General features: G+C 60.8%; 12 protein-coding genes. 2 read left to right on the forward strand and 10 right to left on the reverse strand.

Features of this window, described 5'->3' with window-relative positions; genetic code table 11:
• Positions 1–160: 160 nt before the first annotated feature.
• The gene (locus tag HLH25_RS13285) at positions 161–352 is read right to left on the reverse strand and encodes a hypothetical protein (protein ID WP_182974519.1); all 192 of its coding nucleotides are present in this window, start codon (positions 350–352) and stop codon (positions 161–163) included.
• A 367-nt stretch (positions 353–719) separates the two neighbouring features.
• Here HLH25_RS13285 and HLH25_RS20320 point away from each other — a divergent pair, with 367 nt between their 5' ends.
• Positions 720–1,301: a DUF2867 domain-containing protein gene (locus HLH25_RS20320; RefSeq protein ID WP_259657244.1), complete on the forward strand. Its 582-nt coding sequence runs from the start codon at positions 720–722 to the stop codon at positions 1,299–1,301.
• Between the two features lie 320 nt (positions 1,302–1,621).
• Here HLH25_RS20320 and HLH25_RS13295 read toward each other — a convergent pair whose 3' ends face one another.
• The 9 genes from HLH25_RS13295 to HLH25_RS13330 form a co-directional block, all read right to left on the reverse strand.
• Complete coding sequence (locus HLH25_RS13295; protein ID WP_310889108.1) at positions 1,622–4,162, reverse strand: TonB-dependent siderophore receptor; 2,541 nt, start codon at positions 4,160–4,162, stop codon at positions 1,622–1,624.
• A 254-nt stretch (positions 4,163–4,416) separates the two neighbouring features.
• Positions 4,417–5,382, reverse strand: a complete 966-nt coding sequence (locus HLH25_RS13300; protein WP_182974522.1) for a FecR family protein — start codon at positions 5,380–5,382, stop codon at positions 4,417–4,419.
• 117 nt (positions 5,383–5,499) lie between these two features.
• A complete protein-coding gene (locus HLH25_RS13305) occupies positions 5,500–6,003 on the reverse strand; it encodes an RNA polymerase sigma factor (protein ID WP_182974523.1) in 504 nt (167 codons plus the stop codon).
• Between the two features lie 403 nt (positions 6,004–6,406).
• Positions 6,407–6,538, reverse strand: coding sequence for a hypothetical protein (locus HLH25_RS20570; protein ID WP_259657240.1), 132 nt, complete (start codon positions 6,536–6,538; stop codon positions 6,407–6,409).
• A gap of 213 nt (positions 6,539–6,751) precedes the next feature.
• Positions 6,752–8,245: a cytochrome P450 gene (locus HLH25_RS13310; protein WP_182974524.1), complete on the reverse strand. Its 1,494-nt coding sequence runs from the start codon at positions 8,243–8,245 to the stop codon at positions 6,752–6,754.
• A 332-nt stretch (positions 8,246–8,577) separates the two neighbouring features.
• Positions 8,578–9,564, reverse strand: coding sequence for a lysophospholipid acyltransferase family protein (locus tag HLH25_RS13315; RefSeq protein WP_220791811.1), 987 nt, complete (start codon positions 9,562–9,564; stop codon positions 8,578–8,580).
• Between the two features lie 297 nt (positions 9,565–9,861).
• Positions 9,862–11,070, reverse strand: coding sequence for a DUF1501 domain-containing protein (locus HLH25_RS13320; RefSeq protein WP_182974525.1), 1,209 nt, complete (start codon positions 11,068–11,070; stop codon positions 9,862–9,864).
• Positions 11,071–11,073: 3 nt separating this feature from the next.
• The gene (locus HLH25_RS13325) at positions 11,074–12,381 is read right to left on the reverse strand and encodes a DUF1800 domain-containing protein (protein WP_182974526.1); all 1,308 of its coding nucleotides are present in this window, start codon (positions 12,379–12,381) and stop codon (positions 11,074–11,076) included.
• 124 nt (positions 12,382–12,505) lie between these two features.
• Positions 12,506–13,543, reverse strand: coding sequence for an FUSC family protein (locus tag HLH25_RS13330; RefSeq protein WP_182974527.1), 1,038 nt, complete (start codon positions 13,541–13,543; stop codon positions 12,506–12,508).
• A gap of 89 nt (positions 13,544–13,632) precedes the next feature.
• Here HLH25_RS13330 and HLH25_RS13335 point away from each other — a divergent pair, with 89 nt between their 5' ends.
• On the forward strand, positions 13,633–14,079 hold the full coding sequence (locus tag HLH25_RS13335; RefSeq protein ID WP_182974528.1) for a MarR family winged helix-turn-helix transcriptional regulator: 447 nt from the start codon (positions 13,633–13,635) through the stop codon (positions 14,077–14,079).
• The last annotated feature ends 73 nt before the right edge of the window (positions 14,080–14,152 follow it).

Below are 14,152 nucleotides of genomic sequence, written 5' to 3' on the forward strand. Positions count from 1 at the left end.
CTGGTGCGGCCATCCTCTGGCCCGGCCACAAGGCTGGTATCAGAGGCGTCCTGCCGCGCTAACTATTTGTTCTGAATAATAATTATTCGCTAACGTAACATTACGGTAAAATAATATTGGCGGTCAACGATCTAAAAAATCCTCCTGCCATAACCCGAGGTTAAGGGCGGCTGGCAGCGGAATGTGTCACCACGGCGGAACATTCCGGCTTCGCGCCGTTTCCGCCTCTGATGCCATGGGCAGCACGCCATTTCGCCAGATCGAGGATCGCCACCAGTTCGCCGCGCAGGCGCGCATGAACCCCGCCCAGCTTCGGGCCGGGCGTCAGCACAATGCCGCGCATGACGGGCACGAATGGCCTGCGCCACCTCCCTGCCCCTGCCGGTCTCTCAGAGCCTGACCGAACATGCGCGCTGGCGGCGTGTCCCCCGCGCGTTTCCTGCGCGTCGGTGCTCATGGCCATCAAAGCCACTGCGCTCCGATGCGCGAAAACACATTTCGGGCGCCCCAGCCCACATGTTCGATCAGGCTCTCGCAGCCGAAGCGGCTACTGACGTTGATCCCAACCTCGCCGCGACAGACGCCACAGACCCCGCACGTCATCAGCCCGGACAGCGACGAGGCGGACCGCTTCCGCATTGCGATGCACGGAGCATCGGGTTCACCGTTGAGAATTTCCTAGTTTGATTTTGATTTTGGCGTCTTTTAACGTCTCAAACATGCATTGTCATACTGACCCGCGTCAGCGGCCAGCTCAAACCCTTTCGGGAATATCGCCAGGTTATGGCTTTCAGGACAACAGTTACCAAACGTACACCTCCCCGAGAAAGCGGCGTCGCCGATTGGTACAAGGGCGCAACTTCACTGATTCCTATGAGGTCGCATTTCCTCCCGCCTCTACGGTCGATATGCGCGTGATCGCACAGTCGGTTTTTGGAAAGCCCACGCTCTGGTTCCGCGCGCTGCTCTTTATCCGCGACATGGTGATGGCCCGTTTCAACGTCAAAACCTCGTCCGATCTGCGCTATTCCGGAAACGAGGATAAAATCAACTTTTTCTCGGTTCTCGCGTCTCACCCCGACGAAATCGTCCTGGGAGCAAATGACAGACACCTGGATTTTCGTCTTTCTCTGCTCGTCCAGCGAACCGTCAATGGTCCCTCCCGCCTCTCGGCGACGACCGTAGTCCACTGCCACAATCAACTGGGCCGGATCTATATCACGGTGATCGCACCGTTTCACCGCATGGTGGTTATTTCGAACCTTCGCCGCGCCGCCGCCAATGGCTTTGGGCATGAGTAAGTAGCCATCGTCAAAAAGCCAGACAATCAGAGCGCCAAGGAAATTAACCAGCCAGCAAGCCAGAAAGCCAGCAAAAAGGACTGATAACGATCTTGGTCGGACACTCACGCGTTGCGACGTGACATTTTGGAAATTGCCGCGACGCCCCACGCATGTTGCGCCACATCACCCACCGACTCTGACATGGGTTACCCCTCGCATATCGCCGGGAGCAGCCCACGCTTCTTGCAGCATGCCTACCCCACGACTTTGGCATTGAAACGCGGGACAAGATGCTGAATTTAATAGGAAAAAAGTGCTGTAGTTCGGGGTGGGAAATTTCACCAGCTATAGGTCAGGTTGCCATACACGCGCCGCCCTTGGCCTAGGTAACATTGGTTTGTACCACACGATGCAGTGTAGTATTTATTTGTGAGATTTGAAATGGCTAATTGTGCTTTCAAACCTTTAAGGGACGAAATCGCTCTTCCAAAGTCGTAGTGTGCTCCAACGTCAAACAACACATAAGCGGGTGACTTAAAGGATTCGACGCTATCGATGTACGTAAATCCGACGTACCGTGCTCCCCAATTCACTCCAAAACCGTCAAGAATATTTTTCGGAAATGTATAATCAAAAAAGCCCGACACCATATTGCGAGGGACGTAAGGAACAGACATACCAGACTGAGAAATAGCAGCGCCGTAACTCGCTCCCGTGTACGGGTTAAACCGTCTCGCCTTTCTATTCGTGGTGGCGTATCGAACATCCGTATAGCTGTATGATGCTATCAGCCGCAGATCCTTTGTAATGTTTGCATTGGCTGACACTTCAAAACCTTGAGACCTGACTCGGCCTGCATCTGCGCTAAAGTTCGTATGAACCATGTCCTGAATCAGATAATGGTCTTCATCGATACGAAAGGCTGCGGCTGTCAGCAGAATGTCTTTATCAGGAACTTTATATTTCAGCCCAGCCTCAAGCTGGCGTCCTGTCAACGGTGCGAAAGGTTGCCCCTGCCAATTCGTCGAGTTTTGCGGAACAAACGACGTTCCATAACTGAAATAAGGCGTCAGTCCGAAATCGAAATTATAAATTATGCCTGCCCTCCATGTGAACGCGCTCTGTGGTTCCGGGCTTTTTGAGAAGTTACTCGCCATAGAGACGCTTTTATTCCCGGCGTTTGAAAAGTTTGTCGTTCTTGAATACGTCTTATAATTCACCCAGTCCTGCCTGCCTCCGAGCAGAATGGATAACTTCTGCCATTTAATCTGATCCTGAAAATAGACACCTTCCTGAAAATAATCACTCCGGGCAAAAGAGCGGCTACCAACGCAGTGGGCTGACGCCGCCGTGCTGTAGCAAGGCGTATAAATGGGGTTAGGATTGTAGATACTGACTGGCACACCTGATGTACCCTGGGTGTAGTCAATCCACCACGGCAAGGTGTAGTGATATTGTTGGAAGTCCGACCCAACGACCCATGTGTGATGAAACGGACCGGTTGTAATCTTGCCATCAAGGCGCGTATCGAGCGCGACAGTTTTGTGCGTTTCTATCCACCAGTTGGGTTGCACATAGACAGTATTAGGATCGCCAATCCCATTATAATATATGTTTTTCGCGTTATATTTGCTGTTTTCATACCTAAAAACCTGGCTGAAATTTATATATTGGTTAAATTTATGGTGAAACTGATATTCGAACATAGCATCACGTTCGCCCTGCGTATTCCAGTTGGGCATCCCTAAATAGGTATGCCTTGCTATTCTTCTATATCCGTCCGCAATTAAAGTCCCATGCAACGGATAATAGGAACTATTTGTTCCGTCTCCAGGCGAATACATATAGCTTCCGATAAGCGTCAATGCTGTATTTTTATCGATATCCCAAGTTAACGAAGGCAAGACACCAACGCGATGATATGAGATGTGGTCCGTTTGGGTGCCTTGGGTGACACCAATCGCGGCAATACGATAACGGACGTTCCCCGATTTTGTTATTTTGCCACTGAAATCAAAAGTCGCCTCATAGCGGCCCCAGTTTCCGAACCCGAGTGAAACATTATGGATAGAAGTTTCGGTTGGTTTCTTCAGTGACTCCCCGATCATTCCCCCAGGTGTCAGCTTGCCGTACATTACCGAAGCGGGGCCGTTGACTGCTTCGATACGCTCAAGGAATGTCGGTTCGCCGGCACTTTGACTATAAGTCAGCAAGCCATCGACAAACTGGGTGGTACTAAATCCTCTTTGCCTGAATGCATTAACATTTCTTCCGGCCGATCCGGCATTCGCCGTGCCCATCGCCCCCGAATATATACCGGGGGTATATTTGAGCGCGTCCTGCACACTCTGAGGCTGCTGATCCATCATTTGCTGTTTTGTGATAACATAGATAGAATTGGGGATTTCAGTAATCGGCGTATCAGTCTTCGTTCCGGCCATCGTGTTTGCGGCAACGTAGCCAACACCCGGTCCTGTAGGATCCTGATGTGCAATAATGCCCCCCACACGGACAGGACCGAGCGTGATAGTGGCGGAAGCTTTACTCAAGATCACAGTATCGCCGCTTATCCGGGGAGCAAGACCCGTACCCATGAGGAGGCGGTTCAACGCCACGTCGGGTGCCATAATGCCGCTCACGCCGGGTGAGCGGACGTTTCGCGTGAGTTCCCCCGCCGCGACAGTCTGGAAATGCGTAACGCGGGAGAAAGCGGCCAACGCTCCATCCACGGACTGCGCGGGAATCGCGAAGGAAAAGCGCCTCGCCTCAGACGCAGCGCCAGAGCGTGAAGCAACCGAACCGCGAATACCCTGTGCATTCGCAACAACGGAGGTGAACCCCGAAGCGCCGCAGAGCGTCGTTGTCAGGAGCAGTCGCACGGTGAATTTTCTGGCTTGTGTCCTATAAATTCCGCGCCCGTTCGAGGTCTCGTGCACCTGCATTGCCTTTCGCCGTCCTACCGTCATGATGTCGAACGAGTGATGTTCACTCGCAATTGCATCTCTCATTCGTAGTGACGACGGAATTCGACGGTTTCGGAAAATGCGCCTCGATTTTTTTTGAGAAAATCAGGCTATGACGAAGCAGGACTCTATAACGCTTTACGTTTCAACCACATCTACGCGCGTGGGGTTCAGTACAACACCGTCACCCACGGTGTCACACGCAAGCCACGCAATCCCAGGGCCTCCTGAAGCGCGGGAAGCGCCGTGCTCCCTGTTCCGACCGTAAACGTGCCGGAGACGGGTCGATCCCGACCGCTCAGCGTCGCCAGCACAAGGCGGCTTCCCTCATAGCGATTGAGTTCCGCGATCACCTCCCGCAAAGGCCGTTGTTGGAACACGAGGGTTCCCGTGCGCCACGAGCCGATGGCCGAAACATCGACCTCCTGCATCCCGCCCAACCCGTCGCGGCCATACGTGACGCCCTGACCGAGGGTCAGGCGAAGATGATCAGGCGGCAGCGCCGAAGAAGACCCGACGGAAACATCGACGGCCCCCTCCGCCACCGCGACGGTCGTGGTCTGATCCAGATGGCGCACGTCGAAGCGCGTCCCGACATCGGTAATCTGTCCATTGCCGGACCACACGCGGAATGGGTGCCGGGCGTCATGGCGGACCGCGAACCACGCCTCTCCATGCAGCAGGGCCACGCCGCGTCCCTCGCTGTCCGGCAGCAATCTGAGCGCGCTGTCGGTGTCAAGGATGACCGTCGTGCCATCAGCCAGAGCGATCGTTCTCCGTTCGCCGTGTCCGCTCAGGTAATCCGCGCGAAAACGATCCGTCCATGATGATGGCGCCTGAACGCCAACCGTCACAGCGATAACGATCCCCCCGGCGGCGAGAACCCGCCGGCGCAGGCGACGGGAACGACGGCCCGCCGACGCGGCCGCGTGAACCGGCGGCCGGGCCAACGTCATCCTGATATCGGCGGCAAAGGTCTGGACCTCCTCCCACGCCGCCTCGTGATCGGGGCTTTGAGCGCACCATTGCCGGAAGGCGCGTCGATCCGCCTCGGTTACGCTGTCACCGTGCAGGCGATGATACCATTCATTCGCCTGATCGAAGAGATCGCCTGAAAGATGCTCATTATTCCGCATATCTACCTGTCAGGCCGGCAGGGCGGCCGGACGCCGTTTTCTTTCTTTACTTGTTAAGCGCTACGAGACTCAAGAACGGTGCGTGTCCATGTGCGTGCGCACGTCACGAGCCGAGCGTCACGCGCGTTCGCGAGCATGCCGGCGGCAGGCCTTCATGCCGTCGCGCAGGTGATATTCGACCGTCTTGAGGTCCATGCCCCGTTCGTGGGCGATCTGACGATAGCTGCGTCCGTCCAGATGGAAGCGGACGAAAATCTCACGGGTGACGGGAGGAAGAGCGGCGATCGCCTCGCTCAGGATCGTGTGACGGTCTGTTTCCGCCTGCGTCGCTTCGGCATTGGGGGTCGATGAAGGATGCTCGGGATCAAGCTCGCCGCCGTCGCGTCCCCATTCGCGAAAGGTGCGGCGATTGTAGTCGATCATGATGTTCGCGGCAGCCTTGAAGAGAAGATGCGCCGGTTTTTCAACGGCGTCGGGCGCAGGCAGCCGGACGAGCCGGAGGAAGGCATCCTGCACCACGTCGCCGACCTGCTCTGGGTCGGTGCATCTCTTTCTGGCCAGCGCCTCCAGTTTGCGGCGCTCGTTAAGAAAGAGATCGGAGAGGGTCTTGCTCCAGGACATTCGACGACATAACTCACTCGGGCTGACGTAAGCTTTTGACGGTCCCACCCAGCGGAAACGACAGAGGATCGAGACACGGATCTTACGTTAGACGAGTTAAGAACCAATCTCAATATATGACGTTGCCCGACTGCGTCGTCCTGCATTGCGGGTGACGTAACCCTGACGGGTGGCTCGTTATGTCGAACGAGACATTCCGCGCAATACTTCATGCCACTATAGCGCGGCACGTACGCATCCCATCCTGAACAATACCGACACCCCGAGAAAGGCGACGACGTTCAGACAGTAATAATGAGCGCGTGATGACAGAAGGGATTGCGGAGGGGCGCAAGATCCGATGCCGCGACCGGAACCGCCAATGCGAGAACCCTTTGCCGGAGACAGAACCACCCCGGTGCAATCATGAAAAGTCCAGAGTTTCCCCGGCCAGCGGCCCGAACCATTCCAGAGCATTTCCACCGAAAACCGGTTCGATGGAAATGCTCTCGTTGAGTCTTTTTACCCGCATCTTCACCGGTTCGAATGCACGCATTCAAACAGGCCCCGCTCCAGTCATTGCGAAATGACACCGAAATAACACCAACCGGAGCCAGCACCAATAACACCAACCGGAGCCAGCACCAGAAACGCCGATAGCACAGGGAAGCGTGGCACCAGCCAGCCGCTTGCCCTGGCGCCGAACCGCCATCAGCCCGCTGTCAGCACGGCGTGGAAACAACCTCCAAACGCACCCCGCCCATGAGGATCAGGCCGAGTGAGGGCAACCGACAGCCGGACGTTCCACACGCCCAGCCGGCACCGCCGCCACGGGCTCTCCGGCGGGGCCGGGCTGCCGGTGGACGAGCATGGCCGGCAACCCATCGCGCGGCCGCAGCGTCAGGCGACATTGCGGCACGACTTTCTGGTCCGGCGACAGAACGACCCGGAAGCGTTGTGCGAGGATGGCCAGACAGAGAATGGCCTCCGTCATGCCGAAATGCTGACCCGGACACACACGCGGCCCGCTGGCGAAGGGGATGTAGCTGTAGGGTTCGGGCCGGCGCCCGTCCATGAAGCGTTCGGGCCGGAATTCATGCGGCGCCTCGAACAGGCTTTCGGTGCGATGCAGAAGCCACGGCACGATCAGGATCAGCGAGCCCGGCCGAACGGCGATATCCCCGATCTGGTCCGCATCGCCGTTCTGGCGGGCCAGGATCGGCACTGGTGGATACAGCCGCAGCGTTTCCTCGATCACCGCCTGGCACCAGCGCAATTGCGGCAGATCGTCCACGGTCGGGGCACGGTCACCGCACACGGCGGCGATTTCCTCATGGACCGCGCGCTCCACCCAGGGCGCACGGGCCAGCAGATACCACACCCATGTCAGCGTCGCCGCCGTGGTCTCGTGCCCCGCCATGAAGATGGTGGCGGCCTCGTTGCGCAGGGCCACCGCGTTCAGTCCCAGTTCCGGGTTGCGTTTCTGCCGCCGGACCAGCAGTTCCATCATCGAGTTATGGCTACCCCGGCCAGCCAGATGGTCCTCGACGATCCGGTCGATCACGTTATGCAGGCGCCGCACCGCCCGCCGCAGGGCCGGCGTGCGCACCATCGGCAGCCCTTCGTCCAGCCCCAGGAAATATCCGGGATTGGTCGAGTCCACCAGCGCCTGATATTGCGTAAAACTCTCCGACACTTCGGCCGTGTCGGCATTGCCCAGTTCCTGGCCGAACACGCTGCGCGAGATGATTTCCGCCGTCAGCGCCGCCATTTCAGGCAAGATGTCGATGGTGGTGCGGTCGGGAATCTGCTGCCATCGCCGCACCATGTCCAGGGCCGTCCGTTCGATGATCGGGCTGAAGGCGGGCACACGGTCCTTGTGCACGATGTCCGAGACCAGGGCGCGTCGCTGCCGCCAGGTCGGCCCGTCGGAAATAAACAGCCCGTCGCCCAGCAGATATTCCAGCGCACGGCGCATCTGCGGGCTCTTGCGCTCGTAATTGTCGCGCCGCTTCACCAGGATGTCGCGGATCATTTCGGGCGAATTCACCAGCACGATCTGCCGCCCCAGCAGCCGGATCTGCGACACTTTTTCCCGATAATCGCCCACGCGCCAGATTGAGAGAAAATCCCGCCGGGCCTGTAGAAGCAGATGCAGATATTTCCCTGGCGGCCCGGAATAATATGCCGCGTGAACCGGTTCCAGGGCGGTGTCGGAAACATGTTCCACAATCTCGACCGGTTGCCGGAACCGTGCGTACATTGAAAAAAGTCCCCGATACCTCTAACGCAGACTAACCATTAAGCCATGACGTAAAAAATTCGTCAAGAAAATAAACATAATTCCCAGACTGTCATCACATTCCGAATCAGAAATGGATGGAGCATTTACCAGATTCCCCAGTGGAAACTTCTCTTCTCCTCGTTTTTTTCAAAAAGAATATCGGAAAAATATTACCCGCCCCTTTCCAATACCAGAAATCATTTATCCAGATCTTCAGGGTCTGACCATTGCATCAACCGCACGCCGTTCCAGAGCATGGCACGCAGAAAGCACACGCCGGATCGACGCCCGCGCGCATGCACCGGCAGGCGCTACGATACCATGCGATTATCGATGAAATACCATTGCGGCGCATGACTGCGCACAAGCGGTTCCACGATCGCATTCAGGCGCTCGACATCATCCAGCAGCGACGCAGACGCACAAGTCAGGTCGAACGATTCCAGAATCGTCAGCGTGAACCGTACGCCCTCCTCCCTGGTCAGATAGACCGGGCAGATCCGCGCGCCCGTCCGGCGGGCCAGACGTGCCACGAGGGCATAATTGGTTTCCAGATTGGCCGGACGACCCAGAAAGGGTGCGCGGATCTGGCCATTGAACCCTTCGTCGCAGAAGACGAGAAGCTGTCCCCCCGCCTCCAGCACGCGCAGGGCGGGCCGCACCGCCTGGCGTCCGGGCGGCAGCAGCGCGATGCCCGCCCGCGTGCGCACATACCGCACGATCCAGTGACGGCCCCGGCGCCGGGGCGGGTCATAATTCAGCGAGAGAGTCAGCCCCAGATCGCTCAGGCACTGCATCAGGATTTCCCAGTTGCTGAGATGCAGCCCCATGAAGATGACCGGGCCATCGCGACATTCCTTCAGATGCTCCACCCCGACATGGCACACGCCGCCCGGCCGGCGCGCCAGTCGCGTAACAGCCGAATACTCGACCATCTGCCGCCCCTGCGATTCCACATAGGCATCGACCATCCCCGCGATCGCATCCGGCTGCCGGTCGGGAAAAAGCACTGTAAAATTGGCGCGGGCGCGCTGCATGGGGCCGACATAGGCACGCGGAACAAGCACACGCCCCAACCACCGGCCAAAATGCGAACACCGGACGGCAGGAACCATCCTGAACGCAAAAAAGAACGCCAGGTCAAAGAGATTTCCACGATTATCCCGCACCCAATAGCGCAGGAAGCGCTGGCGCGCCTCCCCTCCCGCCAGAAAATCCGCCAGAGGGGGCGCCGCGACCGGCCGATACGTCCATGCCTTGCGTTTGCCCGGCGGCGGAGGCGGCGTCAGTACGGACATGAAGAAGAACCCGTGCGGCAGAATAGGATGCGAGGAAACCGACCAGGGCCGACATGGTCCACGATCGCAACGACCACCCCATATTCCGTCGTCACGGAAAAAAAACAATTCTTAATATCTGGTTAAAACAGGGCAAACGAAAAATAATTTCCGTCAGAACGCACTATTCCCGCCCCTGGCGTCGCCATCGACCGTCACAGACCAGAACGATGCCGGAAAAACCGCCCGACAGCCTTCAGAGCCTGCCTGGAAACGCGCGCGGGTCATCGCCGCCCGCTTGCACGTCCAAACGGCCGCTCAGGCCACCCGCACCAGCCCCCGCACGGTCTCACCCGTCGTCCCAGGAAAGACCCGCGCCAGCGCGCCATGGGGCACGCCCAGATGGTCGCGCAGCACACCGGCCGCGACGGCGCGCAGGTCGGTCGTCGGCGCCAGGTCGCGGTTTTCGAAAAGCTGATCGGGCCGCAGGCCGGGCCAAGTGCCCCCCACCCGCCCCCCGGCCACGGCACCGCCCAGCAGAAAGGCGACGGTCGCCGTGCCATGGTCGGTGCCGCCGGTGCCGTTCATGCGTACGGTCCGGCCGAATTCGGTCATGGCCAGCACGACCGTCCGGCGCCATTCCGCCCCCAACGCCTCGCGCAACGCCTGCACACCGCGATCGAGCTGGCCCAGAGGCCCCTTCAGCCGCCCGACCTGCCCGGCATGGGTATCCCACCCGCCAATCTCCAGCGCCGCGACGCGCGGCCCCTGCGGCGCGGCCAGCATCTGCCCGGCAGCCGTCGAGAGAACGGAGAACGGGTCCGGCTTGTGTCCATCCGCCGGACGCGAGGCAGCCGGCGCCCCCTCCATGAGGGAATCGGAGAAGCCGCGCGCCTTCAATCCATCACGAAAGGCCGGTCCCGTCAGGGGGTCGGCCGCATTGAGCGCCGCGATCTGCTGGTACAGCGCCGGGTCCGGATGCTGGCTGGCAGCCGGCGCATAGGTGCCGATATGCGCCGAACCCCGCAACAGCAGCGGCACGGACAGGCCCATGGCAAGCCCATACCCGTCCGGGCGCCGGCCTTGCCCCGGCAGAGCGGCCACGGCGCGGTTCAGCCAGCCATTGTCCAGCCGCTGGTCCGCACCGCTTTCCAGATAATCCTGCGCCTCGAAATGCGACCGGCTGCGATAATGCCCGGCCACCGCATGGATCGGCAGCATCTGCCCCGCGCCATACAGTTCGTGCATCCCCGCCAGTGCCGGATGCAGGCCATAGAAACCGCCCAGATCCAGCAATCCCCCCTCCTGCCCCGGCTGCGGCAGCAACAGGCCCTGCCGATGCGCCACGATGTCGGGGTCGCCATAGGGCGTCACGGCCGCCAGCCCGTCGAGCGCACCGCGCAGGATGATCACGACGAAACGCGGATCATCCGGCCCGCCCCCCGTCCCGGCGAGGGCCAGCGAAGACCGCCCCATTGTCCAGCTTGCGGCAAGCCCCAGCAGGGCGGAACGACGACGGATCATCATGGGTCAACGCCTCTGGAATTCGGGGGAGGAAAACAGCAGGGCCAAAGCATCCTGGCGCGATCCCGCCTGGCGCATCGCCAGCACGGTCGGCTGCCGCAGCGCCGGGCCGAGCGCGGCATGAGCGATCTCCAGCGGGTCGCCCTCGCGGACATGCGCCGCCATCCGCCACGCCCAGTCGGTGCGCGCCAGCAGGTCGGCCGGCGCCGACCAGTCCGCCGCGCGGTCGCTCCACCCGTTGGGCAGCGGCGCCGTCCACAGCGGCTGGCCCAGCCCGGCAAAGGCCGCGAACAGGATATGCGCGGGCGAATGCGGGTCGTCCGGCTGGCTCGGTGCGCCACCCAGCGACAGCGCGCGCATGACGGCGGTGGCATAATCCATCGGCGAACGGAACTTGCCGCCGGGCCGCGCCGCATCGGGCAGATCGGCCAGCGCCAGCGCGGCCGCCCCCAGATCCCCTCCGCTGGCCTGAAGAACGGCGACGATCCGCGCGACATCGCGCGGCGCCGGCGTGTCGGAGATAAAATGGCCAACCAGTTGCGTGGCGATGTGGCGATAGGTCGCCGGGTGCGTGCCCAGGAAACGCAGCGCCTGCACACCCCCCTCCTCGCCTTCGGGAAACACCTGCCCCATCACGGTCTTCTCGCCCGGCTCATGCGCCCGTTCGCGGAAGGCGAAGCCCGGCCGGTCGGCACGCATATCGATGCCCCACCCGGTCAGGATGGCGGCAAACGCCGTCACGTCGGCCTGGCTATACCCGGCGGCGGGCGAAACCGTATGCAGTTCCAGGCATTCGCGCGCCAGGTTCTCGTTCAGGCCCTTGTGGCTTTTCCGCCCGACGGGGCTGTCCGGCCCGATGGAGGACGCATTGTCCAGATACATCAGCATGGCCGGATGGCGCATGACGGCCAGCAGCATATCGACGAAACGCCCCGTCACATGCGGACGGATCGCCTCGCGCATATAGGCCCCCACCACGCCGCGCGTACCCCCCTGACGCAGGCTGACGGTGAAATGATTGAACCAGAACCACGCCAGCCGCTCGCGAAACGGCTGTTCCGTCAGCAGCAGCGTGTCCAACTGGGTCGCGACCTCGGCCAGGAAGATCGGCTTGACCAGCGGATCACCCTGCATCTTCTCCTGCCGCTGCGTCCGCAGGGCGATCAGCCCGTCGGCGGTGTCGCCCACGCCGATGAAGCGGGCGGCATCCGGCCCCTGCACCTGCCCGGCCAGCCAGTCGCGCGAGGCTTCCCGCGGCAGGTCCCCGCCGCGCTCCCCCCAACCAAACCGGTTGACGACACTGGAAAGCTGCATGGTCCGCTCCAGATGCAGAAAAACGACCCCAGGCCGCGTGTGGCTTGTTCAATCACCAAGCGTGGTTGCGCTTTGTGGCGACAATCTGTCCTTCAGCCACACAGGAGCCGGGTTGCCTATTCTTTCATAATATCTTCATCATTTTCGCGACGACGACATTCACCGCCACCAGCAGGGCCGCCCCCACGATCGTCGAGACCAGCCGATCGACCAGGATCGCTTCGCCAATGGGCTTCCCCCCACCGACCAGCACCATGATCAGCGGCGTCGCGACCATGCTATAGAGCATGTAATTATGCTTGCGCGCCACCATGCTCGCAATGCCAAGCCCCGCCAGAAACAGAATGAATGCACCGCCCGAAGGCGCATGAAACAGAAACAGGCACGACAGCAGCACGCCAAGCGAAGCCCCAAGCGCGCGCTGCGAAGCGCGGATCGGCACAGGCTCCAACGGCCGCCGGCACAGCAGCGCCACGGTCAGCGCCGCCCAGAGGGCATGCCGCTCCGGCCAGAGCACATCCATCGCCAGGGTCAACGCCATCAGGACGGAGAGCCTGAGCGGAAACTGGCAGGCCGACAGGCTGCGGCACGACCGCCCCCACCGTCGCAGCTTCGCCCGCAGCCCGATACCGGGCAGCGGGGGCGGCAGCGGCGCGGCAGGCGCCCCCGCTGCCCGAACCGAAATCAGGCACGCGGCCGTAATCCCTCCCGTCATCACCGGCACCACCAGCGCATGCGGATGATGCGCCTGTCGGGCCATTTCGGTCAGGATCACGACGAAGACGATGAACCGCCCCGTGACGATCGCCGCGATCCGGTCGAAATTCCCGATCACGGCCGCCAGCGTCGTCGCCCCCCACAGCCCCATATCCGCCCACCCCCCGCCACCGGCGAGGCACCCGCCAACAAGACACGCCAGAAAAAGCGAGAGCGTAATCAGCCCGATCTCCTCCATCCGCGTCCGCGCCGAGCCATGGAGCGTCACATTGCTGGCCAGCAGCGCCCCCGTCGCAACCGCCAGCCCCATCCCCAGCCGCCCCGCCAGAAGGCCGAGCACGATCGGCAGCACGATCAGCCCACTGGGCAGGGCAATGTCCAGCCACCGCAATTCCGTCTGCCGGTCCAGACGCAGCACGTCCGCCATATGGCTCTTCAAACCCACGGGATCGGCCTCCCCCAGTCATAGGCACACACAAATCAATACGCTATGCGTAGCATATGAGCATACAAAAGATACGCAGTACGTACTAAATGACAGACATACGCACCCGCGATATCGCCCGGTTGATGAGCGGCATCCTCTGGCTGGGCCGCCGCCTGCGCCGCGAGCGTCCCGAGGACTCCCTGCCGCTGGCGATGATCGGCATCATGGGCACGCTCTACCGGCTCGGCCCGATGCCGGCGGCAAAACTGGCGGCGCACGAACTCCTGCAACCCCAGTCCCTGACGCGCATCGTCGCCACGCTGCAACAGCATGGCCATATCGCGCGCCAGCCCAACCCGGCCGACCGGCGCGAAATCATCCTTTCGCTCACCCAGGACGGCCTGCGCGCCCTCTCCGCCGACATGGAAAGGCGGCGGGAATGGCTGGCCCGCGCCATGGCCCACGCCCTGACGGCGGAGGAACGCGCCAGATTGCTGGCCTGCGAGGACATCTTCGCGAAACTCGCCTGGTACGAACCCGACGATCCGGCCTGAACGGCATACGCCTCCACAACGCCCGCACATCGCGGCAGAACCGTTTCCTTTCCCGAAGAAAAGCCGCAGAAAG

It is taken from the genome of Gluconacetobacter dulcium (assembly GCF_014174165.1).
Lineage (GTDB): Bacteria > Pseudomonadota > Alphaproteobacteria > Acetobacterales > Acetobacteraceae > Gluconacetobacter > Gluconacetobacter dulcium.

Coding starts and splice junctions, on each gene's coding strand:
- HLH25_RS13310 (WP_182974524.1), bottom strand. CDS start 8,245: ATGTACGCACGGTTCCGGCAACCGGTCGAGATTGTGGAACATGTTTCC.
- HLH25_RS13325 (WP_182974526.1), bottom strand. CDS start 12,381: ATGCAGCTTTCCAGTGTCGTCAACCGGTTTGGTTGGGGGGAGCGCGGC.
- HLH25_RS20570 (WP_259657240.1), bottom strand. CDS start 6,538: ATGCGTGCATTCGAACCGGTGAAGATGCGGGTAAAAAGACTCAACGAG.
- HLH25_RS13315 (WP_220791811.1), bottom strand. CDS start 9,564: ATGTCCGTACTGACGCCGCCTCCGCCGCCGGGCAAACGCAAGGCATGG.
- HLH25_RS13305 (WP_182974523.1), bottom strand. CDS start 6,003: ATGTCCTGGAGCAAGACCCTCTCCGATCTCTTTCTTAACGAGCGCCGC.
- HLH25_RS13300 (WP_182974522.1), bottom strand. CDS start 5,382: ATGCGGAATAATGAGCATCTTTCAGGCGATCTCTTCGATCAGGCGAAT.
- HLH25_RS13335 (WP_182974528.1), top strand. CDS start 13,633: ATGACAGACATACGCACCCGCGATATCGCCCGGTTGATGAGCGGCATC.
- HLH25_RS13320 (WP_182974525.1), bottom strand. CDS start 11,070: ATGATGATCCGTCGTCGTTCCGCCCTGCTGGGGCTTGCCGCAAGCTGG.
- HLH25_RS20320 (WP_259657244.1), top strand. CDS start 720: ATGCATTGTCATACTGACCCGCGTCAGCGGCCAGCTCAAACCCTTTCG.